General features: G+C 63.3%; 15 protein-coding genes. 5 read left to right on the forward strand and 10 right to left on the reverse strand.

Features of this window, described 5'->3' with window-relative positions:
• Positions 1 to 2: 2 nt before the first annotated feature.
• From HX792_RS26665 to HX792_RS26690, 6 genes are read right to left on the reverse strand one after another with little or no spacing between them, the layout of a single operon-like run.
• Entirely contained in the window at positions 3 to 2,396 is a 2,394-nt protein-coding gene (locus HX792_RS26665; protein WP_176998877.1) for a fimbria/pilus outer membrane usher protein, read from the reverse strand.
• A 41-nt stretch (positions 2,397 to 2,437) separates the two neighbouring features.
• Entirely contained in the window at positions 2,438 to 3,223 is a 786-nt protein-coding gene (locus HX792_RS26670; RefSeq protein ID WP_176998878.1) for a molecular chaperone, read from the reverse strand.
• 26 nt (positions 3,224 to 3,249) lie between these two features.
• Positions 3,250 to 3,750, reverse strand: a complete 501-nt coding sequence (locus tag HX792_RS26675; RefSeq protein WP_176998879.1) for a spore coat U domain-containing protein — start codon at positions 3,748 to 3,750, stop codon at positions 3,250 to 3,252.
• A 5-nt stretch (positions 3,751 to 3,755) separates the two neighbouring features.
• Positions 3,756 to 4,292: a spore coat protein U domain-containing protein gene (locus HX792_RS26680; RefSeq protein ID WP_176998880.1), complete on the reverse strand. Its 537-nt coding sequence runs from the start codon at positions 4,290 to 4,292 to the stop codon at positions 3,756 to 3,758.
• Positions 4,293 to 4,310: 18 nt separating this feature from the next.
• On the reverse strand, positions 4,311 to 4,853 hold the full coding sequence (locus tag HX792_RS26685; protein WP_176998881.1) for a spore coat protein U domain-containing protein: 543 nt from the start codon (positions 4,851 to 4,853) through the stop codon (positions 4,311 to 4,313).
• Complete coding sequence (locus HX792_RS26690) at positions 4,847 to 5,338, reverse strand: spore coat U domain-containing protein (RefSeq protein ID WP_176998979.1); 492 nt, start codon at positions 5,336 to 5,338, stop codon at positions 4,847 to 4,849. Before HX792_RS26690 ends, HX792_RS26685 begins: the two co-directional genes overlap by 7 nt.
• Positions 5,339 to 5,562: 224 nt before the next feature.
• Between HX792_RS26690 and zapE the strand changes: the two genes are divergently transcribed.
• Positions 5,563 to 6,657 carry a cell division protein ZapE gene (zapE, locus tag HX792_RS26695; protein WP_176998882.1) on the forward strand — a complete coding sequence of 365 codons (1,095 nt, stop codon included), beginning with the start codon at positions 5,563 to 5,565 and terminating at the stop codon, positions 6,655 to 6,657.
• A gap of 39 nt (positions 6,658 to 6,696) precedes the next feature.
• Complete coding sequence (locus tag HX792_RS26700) at positions 6,697 to 7,992, forward strand: protein kinase (RefSeq protein ID WP_176998883.1); 1,296 nt, start codon at positions 6,697 to 6,699, stop codon at positions 7,990 to 7,992.
• Positions 7,993 to 8,087: 95 nt separating this feature from the next.
• Here the strand turns inward: HX792_RS26700 and HX792_RS26705 are convergent, their stop codons facing one another.
• Entirely contained in the window at positions 8,088 to 8,795 is a 708-nt protein-coding gene (locus HX792_RS26705; RefSeq protein ID WP_131698122.1) for a YebC/PmpR family DNA-binding transcriptional regulator, read from the reverse strand.
• Between the two features lie 99 nt (positions 8,796 to 8,894).
• A complete protein-coding gene (locus tag HX792_RS26710; RefSeq protein WP_176998884.1) occupies positions 8,895 to 9,752 on the reverse strand; it encodes a LysR substrate-binding domain-containing protein in 858 nt (285 codons plus the stop codon).
• A gap of 113 nt (positions 9,753 to 9,865) precedes the next feature.
• On the opposite strand from HX792_RS26710, the gene HX792_RS26715 reads away from it, so the two are divergent.
• The 3 genes from HX792_RS26715 (at position 9,866) to HX792_RS26725 (ending at position 12,606) form a co-directional block, all read left to right on the forward strand.
• Positions 9,866 to 11,020, forward strand: a complete 1,155-nt coding sequence (locus tag HX792_RS26715; protein WP_176998885.1) for a 2-aminoethylphosphonate--pyruvate transaminase — start codon at positions 9,866 to 9,868, stop codon at positions 11,018 to 11,020.
• Positions 11,021 to 11,070: 50 nt separating this feature from the next.
• Positions 11,071 to 11,898, forward strand: a complete 828-nt coding sequence (phnX, locus tag HX792_RS26720; protein ID WP_176998886.1) for a phosphonoacetaldehyde hydrolase — start codon at positions 11,071 to 11,073, stop codon at positions 11,896 to 11,898.
• 114 nt (positions 11,899 to 12,012) lie between these two features.
• Positions 12,013 to 12,606 carry a cytochrome b gene (locus HX792_RS26725; protein ID WP_176998887.1) on the forward strand — a complete coding sequence of 198 codons (594 nt, stop codon included), beginning with the start codon at positions 12,013 to 12,015 and terminating at the stop codon, positions 12,604 to 12,606.
• 44 nt (positions 12,607 to 12,650) lie between these two features.
• Here the strand turns inward: HX792_RS26725 and HX792_RS26730 are convergent, their stop codons facing one another.
• Together HX792_RS26730 and HX792_RS26735 are read right to left on the reverse strand one after the other, a co-directional pair.
• The gene (locus tag HX792_RS26730; protein WP_176998888.1) at positions 12,651 to 13,535 is read right to left on the reverse strand and encodes a 1-aminocyclopropane-1-carboxylate deaminase/D-cysteine desulfhydrase; all 885 of its coding nucleotides are present in this window, start codon (positions 13,533 to 13,535) and stop codon (positions 12,651 to 12,653) included.
• A 57-nt stretch (positions 13,536 to 13,592) separates the two neighbouring features.
• On the reverse strand, positions 13,593 to 15,632 hold the full coding sequence (locus tag HX792_RS26735) for an NADPH-dependent 2,4-dienoyl-CoA reductase (protein WP_176998889.1): 2,040 nt from the start codon (positions 15,630 to 15,632) through the stop codon (positions 13,593 to 13,595).
• Positions 15,633 to 15,656 lie beyond the last annotated feature (24 nt).

Consider the following 15,656-nt stretch of genomic DNA (forward strand, 5'->3'; position numbering starts at 1 on the left):
TCTCATTGGCACACCAGTGGCCCGATCAGCGGCACCTGCTCCTGCGTGGTATCCAGTTCAAACATTGCCTGGCAGCTCTTGCCGTCGCCCAGCGTGACGTACAGGGTGTTATGCGCCGCCAGGTTTTCCAGGTACACCAACCCGTCCCATCCCACGACGGCCACGCCACCGCTTTGCTCGTGACGCACCTGGCTGCCCAGGGGCAAATCCTCATGTTGGGCATCGACGAGGGTGATACTCGCTGCGATCACCCGGCGCACCGGAAACTCCAGCAGGTAACCACTGCCGCGCCGCACCGCCACGCGCTGCTCCACATTCGGCACTTGCACATTGGACGGCAGGTTCAGCGGGTCGATTTCATATTTGGCGCGGTAGTAAGCACTGCTCCACGGCACCAGCAGGTGGCCATTGCGATCGGTTTCGCCCACCACCTGGTTTTCGTAGCGCACCGGGACGCCGCTGAAACCGTCGGTGCTCACCACCACAAACGCATCGTTGACGCGGTTAGCGGCGAACACTTGATTGTCCATCCACACCAGCGACCCGCTGGCATCTGCCCAACGGGTCTCGGCGTCGCTGCTGCCATACACACCCGCTTGCAGCTGCACCGACTGCAGGCGCCAGGTCAGGTCGGCCTGACGGTAAGCCGGCCCGTCACCGCTGGCGTAACCCAGGTTGTAGCCAACGCCGCCCTCGGCAGGGACTGCACGGCTGTAATTGACGCGCTGTTGCGTCTGCCCAGCCTGGCTGCGTTCATTGCTCAAGCTGAGGCTGCCGTAGGCGTCGAAGGGAATCACCAATTGCGCTTGCACCGCCCAATTGCTGTCGCCGACCTCGCGGTTGGCCGACAGGTAAAAACTGCTGTTGCGCCACAGCGTTTTACTCCAGGTCAGGTTGACTAGTCGGGTTCGCGAATCGTCTGCTGCCTGCACATCAAAATAGCCCACACCCAGGCTGCCGAAGTCGTTGAGGTTCAGGCTCAACGTCGCCTGCTGGCTGCGTTTGCTGAGGCTGGCATAGGGTGTGTCTACCAGGCTCAAGTCGGCATATTGATCACGGCGTTCCACGCGTTGATAGGACAGGCTGTAACGCTGGCTGCTGTATTGGTAACCCACACTCAGTTGCTGGCCGGTCCTGCCGTCGAACTGGCTTTGGCTGACGGCGGTATTGAGCACGCCGAAATTACCGATCCGCAGGTTGCCACCCACGCCACCCAGGGTCAGGTCGTTGGACGCCTCGGCATGGCTCTCCAAAGTAAACATGTCTGACAGGCCGTAACGAAACGTCCCGCTGGCCACCCCCGGTCCATAGCCAAAGTCACGCACGGTGTAGTCGCGGCGCAGGTTACCGGCGGCCACCGAAAAATCCGACAGGCCTTTTTGCAACAGCGTGCTGGTAACGTAGAACGGCACCGTGGTCGACACCTGCCGACCCAGGGCGTCGGTGGTGACCACCACCGCTTCCCCTGCCCCGTTGATAAAGGGCACGTTCGTCAGCGTGTAGGGCCCCGGCTGCAGGTCGGCACTGCTGGATTTATAGCCGTTGATAAACAGGTCCACCGACGACGGCACCGCTGCCTCGCCGGCAAACTGCGGCAGCGGGTACGTCACCAGGTCCGGGCGCACGCCAAAGTCACGGGATACTTGCACCCCACCCAGACGCACCGAGGTACTCCAGGGCAAGGCGCCGCTGATCACATCGCCCGCTTCGTAGGTCAGCAGGCGTTCGTCGTCGGAAAACCGCCAGGTGGTGTCATAGCGCCGGTAACCGTTGTCCAGGCTGCTGCCGGCCATCTCGCGGCCAATAGTGGTGCGGTACTGGCCAGTGTTCGACAACGTGCCCCAGGTATCGAACAAGCGCACTTCGTTGTAGATGCCGAGGTAAGTGCCGGCGTCATCGGTATCGTTCAGGTAGGCGTCATAGTTGAGCAACGCGCCGAAGCTGGTCAGGGCCTGGGTGCGCGGGTAGTTGCTGCGGTTGCCGATAAACTGTTCCGGCAGCCAGGCAGGCGGCACGGTGAGCATCAGGCGCTGGCCCTGACTGTCGTAATCAGTGTGCATCCCGGGCAGGTTTTCCAAGGCGATATCGCTGGATACTCCGGCAGGCAGCTTCATGCCGATCTCCTGCAACACCGACGCCGGCAAGAACAACTGCCCGGCGCGCTGATTGACCGCCACCACGCGGCCGGTATCCATGCTGTTGACCACCAGTTCCAGGAACAACTGCGCATCGGCTATCGCCTCCATGCTGCTGGGCGGCGGTGGCAGTGGCGCTGCCACACTCAGTGGCACAAACCCAAGGCTCGACAAGCCACCCACTACCCACACCGATCGCCATAGACATCGAGCCCGATCGTGGCTCACCAAGGCTTTGTGTCCATCAATGGACATCTCCATCCGTTAACACCAGGGGCTGTTCCATGCCCTAACGCACTGCTTTATCGCCCCGGTGCAAGGCTCTCCAATTGCGCCGCACCATTGACCCGTACCTGTAACGGCTGATCGGCCGGCACGCCCTCCGGCACCGGCCAGCGCATGGTCGCGCCCGGCAGCACATAGCCCATCAGGCCTTCCACCAGTGGGCGAGGCTGGCCACCCTGTTTGAAGGTGGCATCGGTCAAGCGCGCGTGAACCGCACCCGTGTTGCGCATCTCGACATAGTTGCGCCCGCCTACGCTGACTTTCTTCCAGCTCAAGTCAGGCTTGCCGGCGCTTTTCGGGTCGCGATCACGGGTGCTGTCGACCTTGCTCCACAGGCCCGCCCCGTAGGCAAACAACGGCACCGAGTAGCGCATCTGGAAGCGGATCGCGGCCGACGTCTTGCCATCGGCGGGCGCAGCTGTTGGCGTGGCGGACGGAATTTCATCGATGATGATCCGGTAGGCCAACTCCTGACCGGGCGGCACTTCCTTGGTACGGGTCAGCCGCACCAGTTGTTTTTGCCCCGGCTCGATCTTGGCCACCGGTGGGCTGCCAATCACCTCGCGCTGGTTCTGGTACTGCTCATCGAAACCACTCTGGCTCCACGCAAACACGCGAATCTGCAGGTTGGCGGTCTCGGTGCCGCGATTCTCCAACCACAGCGCGCTGGCCTGTTGATCGGCCTCCAGCACCGGGTCGATCGGCCAGATCAGCACCGAACTCGCCGCTTGGGCCTGCCCCGCCGCCAACGCCAAAAACCCGCTCAAACTCGCTGCCCACCAACGCCGGGAAGCTGCAAACATAGGTCCCACTCCTTATGCCAATCGCCTTACCACGACAGCTGCACCTGCAGCGTATCGCTGTACGTCCCCCCAGGCTGATTACCCGGTAACTGCACTCGCCCATAAATCGGCAAGGTGATGTTGTTGGCGTTGCTGTAGGCCACCGCGACGGTCTGGCTGATACCCAGGCTCTGGCTCAGGCCAGCGTCCTGAAACAGTTGATAGGGGATCTGGGCGCTGCCACTATTGAGCTGCATGCGCCGTCCGCCACTGTTGTACAAGCCGCCATTCACGCTCATGTTCAGCGTCACGCCGGGCGTGCATTGCAGGGTCACCCCCCCCGTCAACGCCACCGACACGGTACTGGTGGACAACGCCGAATAGCTGCCAAACGCCAGGCTGCCGTAATTCGACACACCGCCGACCACCAGGCACCCCGGCGTGATCGTCGCACTGACCTGGAACGACTGGCTGGTCACTGCCGGCAACGTCAAGGGCAATCCCCAGCCCACGAGTACCAACAGCGCCGCACACCCCAGCCGGTTCATGGCACTTAAAACGTCAGCGTGACGGAAATCGTATCGGTGTAAGTGCCCGCCGGCAGACCCGCTTTACCTGGAGACTTGCCGTAGATGTTCACCGCCTGCGCTGCCCCGGTACTGGCCGCTAGGTTGATGGTGCCGGAGTTGGCCAGGATCTGTGTATGGGCCGAGTCGGTGTAGATATCGTAAGGCGCAAAGTGACCTGCACCGTCGGCCAGGGCGCGAGTACCGCCCGTAGACTTGCCGTCATTGACCCCGGACGTCACCGTGAAGACTGGCGTGGTGCCGGCCGAACACTGGATCGACAACGCCGCACCACCACCGCCCAGCACTTGGGCATCGGCCTCGGTGTACAAGCTGTTGGTGGTACCGAAGTTCAACGCACCAAAGTTCAGGCCCGTGGTGCCGCCCACACCGTTCACCAGGCAACTGTTCGTCAATATCAAGGTGGAACTGATCTGCCCGGTCACGGTGGTCGCCGCGTTCAGGCTCGACGCCATCGCCAGGCCCAGTGCGCAAACGCCTATTCGCGATACAAGTACATGCATGATAGTCATCCTCATGATTTACCAATCCAGAGTCACCGTCAGGGTGTCTGTGTAGATGCCGGCCGGTAAGGCCCTGGTATTCGCCACCACTGAGCCGAATACCGGAATTGGTATCTGTGTGCCCCTGGTCACGACGAAATTGCGCTGCTGGCCGATGCTGTAAGCGCTCTGCCCCAGCGGGTCGGCCGAGAGCCGATACGGTATGGTCTGGCGACCGTTGCTCAAGCGCCGGGTGGTGCCGTCGCCGTGGGCGCCGCCGTCGATGGTCACCGTGAAGCTGCTGACAACCGACGGGTTGCACGACACCGACAGCGGCGCCTTGTCGCCGTCGGTAACGCCTGCACCCAATGTGTTGTTCCAGGTCGGGCCTTGGCTGCCAAAGTCCAGCAGGGCCGTGCCACCCGTGGGGCTGACCGGCGCGCTGTCGACGCCTTTGCTCACCTCGCAACTGGCGGTGATTACCAGCCGTGCATGGATTTGCCCACTGACGGCCGCCTGCGCGTCATCCGCCAGCAATAACAGGCCGCCCATGGCCACCAGGGCCAGGCACCGGCTCACCATGTGACGGTGACCTTGAGCAGGTCGCTATAGCGACCAACGGCGGGAATCTCTTTGAGCGGCTCGATGCGGCCGTACAGCGGCAGGTCAACGCTGCCGGTGTCCGGCACGCGACCGCTGAGCGGCTCATTCACCGGCAACGGAATGCGGCGCGCGGCATCGGCGTAGAGACGGTAGGGAATGGGTTTGGTGGACGGTGCCGAAGCGGCGAGGTAACGCACATCGCCCGTGCCGCCATGCAGGCCGCCGTCGACGCGCACTTGGTAAGGGGTGTCGGGGTTGCATTCCAGCCGCGGCTGACGCTGGCTGATCAGGGCCGCACTCAGGGGGCCGGCCGGGTCATCCAGACGCGGGCCGCTGCCAAAATCCAGTACGCCAAGCTGCTCGATGCCAGCGCTGCGGGTGGTGCCCACCAGCTGGCAGCCCCGCTGCACGTCGATCCGCACCTCCACCTGGAGTTGCGCACCGTAACCCGTGCTGCAGAACATCGCGCCCATGACTGCCAATACCGCTCGTCCCTTCACTGCCCCAAATCCTTATACAGGGGTGACTGCTGTGTATGAGGTTAGTCACTCAGGGGGAAACTGCCAGTCTGGGCGGGTTCAGCGCTGCGCCATGCCTTTTCGAGATAGCTGGCAGCGCCCTTCTCTATTGGTCAAATCGTGGCGGGCACCCTAAAGTGGGCGACCCTCGAAATACAGAGTGACCTGCATTGGCCGTGCTTTCCCTAATCCGGCGCCTGCTCGGCAAACCCACCGAAGCCTTGGGCACATCGCCGATCCCGGCGTTCTTCCAGGCCAAGGCCGAGCAACAGGGCTACACCCTCAGCGACGGCCAGACCCGGGCAATTGCCGCCCTGGCCCGCGAAACCGGGCACCTGCTCGCTGGCCAGCCTACCCGCAGCCTGTACCTGCACGGCCCGGTGGGGCGTGGCAAAAGCTGGCTGCTGGACGGTTTTTTCCAGGCCCTGCCGATTGCCGAGAAACAGCGCGTGCACTTCCACGCTTTCTTTGCCCAATTGCACCGGGGCATGTTCAAGCACCAGGCCGATGAAGATGCCTTGGGCGTCACCCTGGATGAGCTGCTGGCGGGCTGTCGCGTACTGTGTTTCGACGAGTTCCATGTCCACGACATCGGCGACGCGATGCTCATCAGCCGCTTATTCAAGGCGTTGTTCCAGCGCGGCATACTGGTATTGGTGACATCCAACTACGCGCCCGAAGGGTTGTTGCCCAACCCGCTGTATCACCAGCGGTTCAAGCCGGTGATCGACCTGATCGCCGCGCGCATGGAAGTGTTGGAGGTCAGCTCGCCGCAAGACTTTCGCAGCCTGCCCCAGGCCCACGCGCAGCAGCGCTTCACCAGCGGCCACTACGTATGGCCCGGCAGCGTCGAGCAGCGTGAGGCCCTCGGACTGCCCGCCGCCGATTGCCCGCCACAACCCTTGCCCGTCGGCACCCGCCAGCTGACCTGCCGCAGCCGCCAGGGGCGCACCATCGCCTTTACCTTCAATGACCTGTGCGAGCAGCTCACCGCCGTGATGGATTACCTGCTGCTGTGCCAGGACTTTGACCACTGGATCATCGACGGGCTGCCGCAACTGGCTGACAGCCCGATCGCCGTGCAGCAGCGCTTCATCAACCTGGTCGACGTGCTCTACGACCAGGACAAGCGCCTGACCCTGATCGGCCGACAGCCCTTGGTGGAATCGCTGGAGGGCCAGGCCATCGACCTGGCTCGCACCGCCAGCCGCCTGGGCCAATTGCAATCGGTGAGCCCGCAACACTCGCCCGACCCGGTATCATGAGCGCCATTTACACCCTCTTGCCGAGTGATCGCGCCGTTCATGAATACCTTCGCCCAACTCAAGGCCGGCCAACTGGCCGGCATCAAACGCCTGGACCTGTCCTGCGGGCTGACTGAATTCCCGCCGGAGATCTTCGAACTGGCCGACTCGCTGGAAATCCTCAACCTTACGGGCAACGCCCTGAGCCGCCTGCCCGACGACCTGCACCGCCTCACGCACCTGCGCGTGCTGTTCTGCTCGGACAACGCCTTTACCGAACTGCCGGAGTGCCTGGGCCAGTGCGCCAACTTGAGCATGATCGGCTTCAAGGCCAACGGGATCGCTCACGTGCCCGCCGCTGCGTTGCCGCCGTTGTTGCGCTGGCTGATCCTCACCGATAACCACATCAGCGAACTGCCTGACGAACTGGGCGAGCGGCCCTTGCTGCAAAAACTGATGCTGGCCGGCAACCGGCTGACGGCGCTGCCCCGGAGCCTGGTCAACTGCAAGAACCTGGAACTGCTGCGCATCGCTTCCAACCGCTTTACCCAGTTGCCACAGTGGCTGTTGACCCTGCCAAGCCTGACCTGGCTGGCGTACGCGGGCAACCCGGTGGAGATGGCGGTGGACGTGTCGGCCGACGACGCGACGCCGGATATCGCCTGGTCAGAACTGGAACTGGCCGAGGTGCTGGGTGAAGGGGCTTCGGGCGTTATCCGCAAAGCGCTGTGGAAGCCTGCCGCCAAGCCGGTCGCGGTCAAGCTGTACAAAGGCACGATCACCAGCGATGGCTCGCCCCTGCACGAAATGCAGGCCTGCATCGCGGCCGGGCTGCACCCGAACCTGATCAAGGTCGAAGGCCGTGTGGTCGGCCATCCGGACGACGGGGCTGCACTGGTCATGGACCTGATCGACCCAAGCTACCGCAACCTCGCGGCCCTGCCGAGCCTGGCGTCGTGCACTCGCGACATCTATGAGCCGGGTACTCGCTTCAGCCTCGAAGTAGCGCTGCGCATGGCGCGGGGGATTGCTTCGGTGGCGGCCCATCTGCACCGGCACGGCATTACCCACGGCGATCTCTACGGCCATAACATCCTGTGGAATGAAGCCGGTGATTGCCTGCTGGGGGATTTTGGCGCGGCGTCGTTCCATGCCACGGCGGATACCGAGCAAACCCGCGCATTGCAGCGGATCGAGGTCAGGGCGTTCGGGGTGTTGCTGGGGGAATTGTTGGAGCGGGTGGAGACGGGGTCGGTCGATCAAGCGTTGATCGCGTTGCAGCAACGCTGCTGCCAACCCGACGTGCTGGCGCGGCCGGGTTTCAACGAAATCGAAACGACGCTGCAAACCTTGTAGGAGCCCGGCTTGCCGGCGATGGCGATCTTGAGGACGCCATCGCCGGCAAGCCGGGCTCCTACAGGGTGGGGGTATCAGACAAAGAGTTGGTCTGATCAGCCTGCCAGGCCGACGAACATGTCCTGCACGTCGTCATGGTTGTCCAGGCCTTCGAGGAAGGCTTCGACTTCGGCCATCTGCTCGTCGGTCAAACCGCTCACCGGGTTCTTGGAGATGTAGCCCAACTTGGCCGACAGCACGGTAAAGCCCTGCTCCGGCAGCGCTTTCTGCACGGCGTCGAGGTCAGTGGTCTCGGTGATGAACAGGGTGGTGCCCTCTTCTTCACCGTCTTCGAAATCCTGGGCGCCGGCTTCGATGGCGGCCATTTCCGGGTCGGCGTCCGGGGTGTCCGGCGAGGCTTCGATCAGGCCGACGTGGTTGAAGTCCCAGGCCACGGAGCCGGACGCGCCGAGTTGGCCCTTACGGAAGGCCACGCGGATTTCCGCCACGGTGCGGTTGATGTTGTCGGTCACACACTCAACGATCAGCGGCACCTGGTGCGGAGCAAACCCTTCGTAGGTCACGCGGTGGTACTGCACGGTTTCACCCAGCAGGCCGGCGCCTTTCTTGATGGCGCGGTCCAGGGTTTCCTTGGGCATCGAGGCCTTCTTGGCCTGCTCCACCACCAGACGCAGGTGGGCGTTGGTGGCGGTGTCGGCGCCGTTGCGGGCGGCGATGGTGATTTCTTTCACCAGCTTGCCGAAGATCTTGCCCTTGGCATTGGCTGCCGCTTCTTTATGTTTGACTTTCCACTGTGCGCCCATGACTCACTCTCTTTTCGTCCATCGCGCCCAAACGTCTACTGGCCGGCGCTTTGGGGGCAGAGTTTATAGCGCAAAAACCCATCGTTCCACCAAAAACCGTCAGGGCGCCAGCTCGAAAAACGCCTGGATCAGACGCAACGATCGACGCCGCTCCATGCAGCCCAGCATGTGCCGGTTCACCAGCCCCTCGCCCTGCAGCGCAACCGCACGCACCCTCGGGTCCTGACTGACCTCCATCGACGACACCACCCCCACCCCCAGCTCGGCGGCGACGGCTTCGGTCACCGCTTCACGGCTGTCCAGCTCCAGCAACACCTTGGGCTGCACCGTGGCCGCCAGGCAGGCATTGTCGAAAGTGCGCCGGGTGATGGAGCTGGGTTCACGCAGCACCATGATCACCTCGTTCAACTGCTCCAGGCGAATGCCCGCCTTTTCGACCGTCCACGGGTGCCCGGCCGGCACCAGGGCGCAGATCCGCGACTCGCTCAACGGCTGCAGGTGCAAGCCAGTGCGCGGTTCCACTTCGGTGAGCACCGCCACATCGGCATGCTCGGACAACAGCGCCGCCAGGGTTTCCTGGGCATTGCCCAGGCGCAGGTTGACGGTGATGCCGGGGTAGCGCGCACGCAGGCTGGCGATCATCGGCATCACCAGGTGCGGGCCATCGGCGGCCACTTCCAGGCGCCCGGTGAGCAGTTGTCGGTTGGCCTCCAGCAGCGTCTGTGCCTCGTCCACCAACCCAAAGATCGCCCGGGTGATGGCCGCCAGGCGCGTGCCCTCCTCGGTCAACTCCACGCGCCGCGCGGTGCGGCGCAACAGCGGGATCTGGTAGTACTCCTCCAGGGCCTTGATATGCCCGGTCACCGCCGGCTGGCTGATAAACAGCCGCGCGGCGGCACGGGTAAAGCTGCCCTCGCGGGCCACGGCATCGAATGCACGCAATTGGAACAGGTTCATAGCTATCGGCCTCACTGATAGCTCGCATAACAACAAACAATTTGATTGATAACAAGCCAAACTGCAATTTAGGCGCCGTAGATTCAACCCCCGATGCTTTGCGAGGACTTGAGATGACCACTGCCGCGCCGATCCTGCTGACTCCCGGCCCCCTGACCACCTCGAACCGCACACGCCAGGCGATGATGGTGGACTGGGGTTCATGGGACGACCGTTTCAACGCGCTCACCGCCAGCGTCTGCGCCCAACTACTGGCGATTCTTCACGCCGAAGCCAGCCACCATTGCGTGCCGTTGCAGGGCAGCGGCACCTTCGCCGTCGAAGCGGCCATCGGCACCCTCGTACCGCGCAACGGCAAGGTGCTGGTGCTGATCAATGGCGCCTACGGCAAACGCCTGGCGAAGATCTGCGAAGTGCTCGGTCGCGACTTCAGCACCTTTGAAACCGCCGAAGACGAACCCACCACCGCCGCCGACGTCGAGCGCCTGTTGCTCGCCGACCACAGCATCACCCACGTTGCGCTGATCCACTGCGAAACCAGCACGGGCATCCTCAACCCGCTGCCGGAAATCGCCCAGGTCGTGAAACAGCACGGCAAGCGCTTGATCATCGACGCCATGAGTTCCTTCGGCGCACTCGCCATCGACGCCCGCCACGTGCCGTTCGACGCCTTGATCGCCGCCTCGGGCAAGTGCCTGGAAGGTGTGCCGGGCATGGGTTTTGTCTTCGCCGACAAGCAGGCGCTGGCCGTCGCCGAGGGCAACTGTCACTCCCTGGCGATGGACCTGTTCGACCAACACGCGTACATGGCCAAGACCGGTCAGTGGCGCTTTACCCCGCCGACCCACGTGGTCGCGGCCCTGCACGAAGCCTTGCTGCAATACCACGAAGAAGGCGACCTGCCCGCTCGGCACCAGCGGTATGCGAGAAACTGCCAGGCGTTGCTGGACGGCATGGCCGCGCTGGGCTTGCGCAGCTTCCTGCCGGCCGCAATCCAGGCGCCGATCATCGTCACCTTCCACGCCCCCAAAGACCCGCGTTATCAGTTCAAGGACTTCTACGAACGGGTCAAGGCCAAGGGTTTCATCCTTTACCCAGGCAAGTTGACCCAGGTTGAGACCTTCCGCGTGGGCTGCATCGGGCATGTGGATGCAGACGGGATGCGGGCTGCCGTGACGGCGATCACGCAAGCACTGCAAGACATGAACGTGCTCGAACCTGTAGGGGCCGGCTTGCCGGCGATCACAGGCGACGCGGTCTCTCTGTAAAACCTCATTTTCGTTCATCGCTGGCAAGCCAGCTCCTACAGGATTTGTGTATGAACTATCAGAACCCCAACACCCTACAGGCCGTCATCCTTGACTGGGCCGGCACCGTGGTCGACTTCGGTTCGTTCGCGCCCACCCAGATCTTTGTCGAAGCCTTCGCCGAGTTCGGCGTGCAGGTCTCTATCGAAGAAGCCCGTGGCCCGATGGGCATGGGTAAGTGGGACCACATCCGCACGCTCTGCGATCAGCCGCAGGTTGCCGAGCGCTACCGACAAGCGTTTGGCCGCACGCCGACCGACGATGATGTGACCGCCATCTACCAGCGCTTCATGCCGCTGCAGATCGAGAAGATCGCCGAACACTCGGCCCTGATCCCCGGCGCCCTGGACACCATTGCGCGCCTACGGGTGCAAGGCATCAAGGTGGGTAGCTGCTCCGGCTACCCGAAGCAAGTGATGGACAAGGTCGTCGCCCTGGCCGCCACCAACGGCTACATCGCCGACCATGTGGTGGCTACCGACGAAGTGCCCAACGGTCGCCCTTGGCCGGCCCAGGCACTGGCCAACGTGATTGCCCTGGGCATCGATGATGTGGCGGCGTGCGTCAAGGTTGACGACACCGTGCCAGGCATTCTCGAAGGTCGCCGCGCCGGCATGTGGACCGTGGCCCTGACCTGCTCCGGCAACGCCCTGGGCCTGACTTACGAGCAGTTCCGTGCCTTGGATGCGGCCACCCTGGCCAGCGAGCGCAAGCGCATCGAAGCGCTGTTCGAAGGCTCGCGCCCGCATTACCTGATCGACACCCTCAACGACTTGCCGGCGATCATCACCGATATCAACAAGCGCCTGGCCCGCGGTGAAATGCCGCAAAGCCACTGATAGAGGTCAAAACAACGGCATTCACGCCAGGCAAACCGCTCAAAACCGGCATACAGTTAAAGAACTCCGCCGCCCTAGAGCGGAGGTTTGCCCTGATGAGTGAGGAACCCAGCGATGCCGTGGAAAAACTCCGATACGCGCTACAGCACCATGTCGATCGCGTTGCACTGGTTGATGGTGGTGCTGCTGGCGGTGGTCTACGCCTGCATTGAGTTACGCGGCCAATTCCCCAAAGGCAGTGGCGGGCGAACGTTGATCGTCGAGATGCACTTCATGTTCGGCCTCACGGTGTTTGTACTGGTGTGGCTACGCCTGTTTGCCCGCAGCCTGGGCGTTGCGCCGAAGATCGTACCGGCACCGCCACAATGGCAGAGCTTATTGGCCACCCTGATGCATTTTGCGCTGTATGCCTTGATGATCGGCATGCCGATTGCCGGCTGGCTGATCGTCAGCGCCGAGGGGCATTCGGTGATGTTCTATGGCATAGAGTTGCCACCGCTGATCGCCGAGAACAAGGCCCTGGCCAAGCAGATCGAAGGCTGGCACGTGCTCTTCGGCAAGATCGGCTACTGGCTGATCGGGCTGCATGCCCTGGCGGGTATCTTTCATCATTATGTGCTGCGCGATAACACTGCCTTGAGAATGATGCCAGGTGGGAGCGGGCTTGCTCGCGAAGGCAGCGGAACAACCACCAAAACAGTTGACTGATAGACCGCATTCGCGAGCAAGCCCGCTCCCACAGGGGATCTGCGCTAGGCTGCAAAGCCCCGGCGGCCTTGCAGGCCACCGGTGTGCACGAAGATCAGGCGGGTGCCGGGGCTGAAGCGACCGGCTTCGATCTGTTGCTTCAACGCCAACAACGCCTTGCCAGTGTAGAGCGGCTCCAGCGGCAGGCCGCAGGCGCGTTCGGTGGCGTCGATGAAGTCGAGCAGCAGCGGGTCGACCTTGGCAAAGCCTCCTCGGCTGGCGTCCAGCAGTTCATAACCACCCCGCACGATGGCGTCGACATTCTGTGCGACACCATGATCATCGGGCACGGCCATGGCGCCGTATACCGGGTGCGCGCCGGCCTCCGCCAGTGCCAACCCCGCCAACGTGGTGCCGGTACCCGCCGCCAGCCACCAGGCGTCGTAATCGTCCCAGCCGAGCGCCGCCAACTGACCGCGCACCTGCTCAACCAACACCGCGCACCCCGCTGCACCCGCCTGCCCACCGCCGCCTTCGGGCACGGGGTGAAAATCCGGGTACTGCTCCTGCCAAGGCGCCCAGAAACCCGGCGCATGGCGCGCGCGATAACCGCCATAACCGAGCCAATGCAGTTGCATGCCGAACGTTTTGAGGTCGAGAACCGTGGGGGTGTCTTGCGGGTGGCCGCGCAGCAGGCCGACGGTGGGGAACCCAAAGCGTTTCCCCGCCGCCGCCACGGCGTGCAGATGATTGGAGTAAGCGCCGCCCAGGCTGATAAGGCCCCTGGCGGCTTGCGCCTGGGCCAGGTGCCCGGTGAGCTTGAACCACTTGTTGCCGCTGATCAGCGGGTCGATACGATCCAGGCGCAGCACCGCCAACTCGACACCTTTCAGCCAGTCCAACGGCAAAGGTTCAAGGGGTGCCTGGGGAAGCCAATCGAACGGGCCCATCGGCAAATATCTGCATGAAAAAAGGGACGGTAGTCTAACACCGTCCCTTTTCCGCTTTTACAGCTCGGCGGCGAGGCGCGAGCCCTGGTTGATGGCGCGCTTGGCGTCCAGCTCGGCGGCCACGTCGGCACCGCCGATCAGGTGCACGTTCTGCCCGGCGGCAACCAGGCCGTCCTGCAGTTCGCGCAACGGGTCCTGGCCGGCGCAGATGATGATGTTGTCCACCGCCAGCACCTGGGGCTCGCCCTCGGCACCGATGCGGATGTGCAGGCCTTCGTCGTCGATCTTCAGGTATTCGACACTGTTGAGCATCTGCACCTGTTTGTTCTTCAAACCGGTGCGATGAATCCAGCCGGTGGTCTTGCCCAGGCCGTCGCCCACCTTGGAGGTCTTGCGTTGCAACAGGAACACTTCACGCGCCGGCGCATGGGGCTGCGGCTTGATGCCGGCCACGCCGCCACGGGCTTGCAGCTGAGTGTCGATGCCCCACTCTTTCCAGAACGCGTCACGGTCCAGGCTGGTGGACACACCTTGGTGCACGAGGAATTCCGACACGTCAAAACCGATACCGCCAGCACCGATCACGGCCACGCGCTTGCCCACGGGCTTGCGCTCCAGGATCACGTCCAGGTAGCTCAGCACCTTGGCGTTCTCGATACCCGGGATCGCTGGCGTGCGCGGGGCAATACCGGTGGCCAGGATAATTTCGTCATAGCCGCCGGCCGCCAATTGCGCCACATCCACGCGGGTGTTGAGGCACAGCTCGACGTGGGTGGTCTGCAACTTGCGTTTGAAGTACCGCAGGGTTTCAAAGAACTCTTCCTTGCCCGGCACGCGCTTGGCGATGTTGAACTGGCCGCCGATTTCGCTGGCCGAATCGAACAACGTCACTTGGTGACCGCGCTCCGCCGCTACCGTGGCTGCCGCCAAGCCCGCAGGCCCAGCGCCGACCACCGCGATTTTCTTGATCTGCTTGACCGGCAGGTAGTTCAGCTCGGTTTCGTAGCACGCCCTCGGGTTGACCAGGCAAGTGGTCAGCTTGCCGCCGAAGGTGTGGTCCAGGCAGGCCTGGTTGCAGCCGATGCACGTGTTGATTTCATCGGCACGTCCGGCCGCCGCCTTGTTGACGAACTCCGGGTCGGCGAGGAACGGCCGCGCCATGGACACCATGTCGGCGTCGCCCTCGGCCAGGATCTGCTCGGCGATTTCCGGGGTGTTGATGCGGTTGGTGGTGATCAACGGGATCTGCACCGCACCGCGCAACTTGGCGGTGACTTTGCTGAACGCGCCACGCGGCACCTTGGTGGCGATGGTCGGGATTCGCGCTTCGTGCCAGCCGATACCGGTGTTGATGATCGTCGCGCCCGCGCCCTCGATGGCCTTGGCCAACTGCACAATCTCTTCCCAGGTGCTGCCACCTTCCACCAGGTCGAGCATCGACAGGCGGAAAATGATGATGAAGTTCGGGCCCACGGCCTCGCGCACACGGCGCACGATTTCCACCGCCAGGCGCATGCGGTTTTCGTAGCTGCCGCCCCAACGGTCGGTGCGATGGTTGGTGTGGGCGGCGAGGAACTGGTTAATGAAGTAGCCTTCGGAGCCCATGATCTCGACGCCGTCGTACTCGGCCACCTGGGCCAGCAACGAGCAGGTGACGAAATCCTGGATCTGCTTCTCGATGCCCTCCTCGTCCAGCTCCTTGGGCTTGAACGGGTTGATCGGCGCCTGGATCGCGCTCGGCGCCACCTGCTTGGGGCTATAGGCATAACGGCCGGCGTGGAGGATCTGCATGCAGATCTTGCCGCCCGCCTCGTGCACCGCTTGGGTCACGATCTTGTGCTTCTGTGCTTCTTCGTCGGTGGTGAGCTTGGCCGCACCGGCGTACACACCGCCTTCATCGTTCGGGCCAATGCCACCGGTGACCATCAGGCCGACACCGCCACGGGCGCGCTCGGCAAAGTAGGCGGCCATGCGCTCGAAACCACCGGGTTTTTCTTCCAGGCCGGTGTGCATCGAGCCCATCAGGGTACGGTTGCGCAGGGTGGTGAAACCCAGGTCCAACGGGGCCAGCAGGTGCGGGTAGGCAGCAGCGGTCATGGTACAGCTCCACAACGGATCATC

It is taken from the genome of Pseudomonas sp. B6002, assembly GCF_013385985.1.
Classification (GTDB): domain Bacteria; phylum Pseudomonadota; class Gammaproteobacteria; order Pseudomonadales; family Pseudomonadaceae; genus Aquipseudomonas.

What these genes read in the sequence shown, in the direction of transcription:
- HX792_RS26665 (WP_176998877.1), bottom strand. Translation starts at nt 2,396, where the DNA reads ATGGAGATGTCCATTGATGGACACAAAGCCTTGGTGAGCCACGATCGG.
- HX792_RS26670 (WP_176998878.1), bottom strand. Translation starts at nt 3,223, where the DNA reads ATGTTTGCAGCTTCCCGGCGTTGGTGGGCAGCGAGTTTGAGCGGGTTT.
- HX792_RS26675 (WP_176998879.1), bottom strand. Translation starts at nt 3,750, where the DNA reads ATGAACCGGCTGGGGTGTGCGGCGCTGTTGGTACTCGTGGGCTGGGGA.
- HX792_RS26680 (WP_176998880.1), bottom strand. Translation starts at nt 4,292, where the DNA reads ATGCATGTACTTGTATCGCGAATAGGCGTTTGCGCACTGGGCCTGGCG.
- HX792_RS26685 (WP_176998881.1), bottom strand. Translation starts at nt 4,853, where the DNA reads ATGGTGAGCCGGTGCCTGGCCCTGGTGGCCATGGGCGGCCTGTTATTG.
- HX792_RS26690 (WP_176998979.1), bottom strand. Translation starts at nt 5,338, where the DNA reads ATGTTCTGCAGCACGGGTTACGGTGCGCAACTCCAGGTGGAGGTGCGG.
- HX792_RS26700 (WP_176998883.1), top strand. Translation starts at nt 6,697, where the DNA reads ATGAATACCTTCGCCCAACTCAAGGCCGGCCAACTGGCCGGCATCAAA.
- HX792_RS26705 (WP_131698122.1), bottom strand. Translation starts at nt 8,795, where the DNA reads ATGGGCGCACAGTGGAAAGTCAAACATAAAGAAGCGGCAGCCAATGCC.
- HX792_RS26710 (WP_176998884.1), bottom strand. Translation starts at nt 9,752, where the DNA reads ATGAACCTGTTCCAATTGCGTGCATTCGATGCCGTGGCCCGCGAGGGC.
- HX792_RS26715 (WP_176998885.1), top strand. Translation starts at nt 9,866, where the DNA reads ATGACCACTGCCGCGCCGATCCTGCTGACTCCCGGCCCCCTGACCACC.
- phnX (WP_176998886.1), top strand. Translation starts at nt 11,071, where the DNA reads ATGAACTATCAGAACCCCAACACCCTACAGGCCGTCATCCTTGACTGG.
- HX792_RS26725 (WP_176998887.1), top strand. Translation starts at nt 12,013, where the DNA reads ATGCCGTGGAAAAACTCCGATACGCGCTACAGCACCATGTCGATCGCG.
- HX792_RS26730 (WP_176998888.1), bottom strand. Translation starts at nt 13,535, where the DNA reads ATGGGCCCGTTCGATTGGCTTCCCCAGGCACCCCTTGAACCTTTGCCG.
- HX792_RS26735 (WP_176998889.1), bottom strand. Translation starts at nt 15,632, where the DNA reads ATGACCGCTGCTGCCTACCCGCACCTGCTGGCCCCGTTGGACCTGGGT.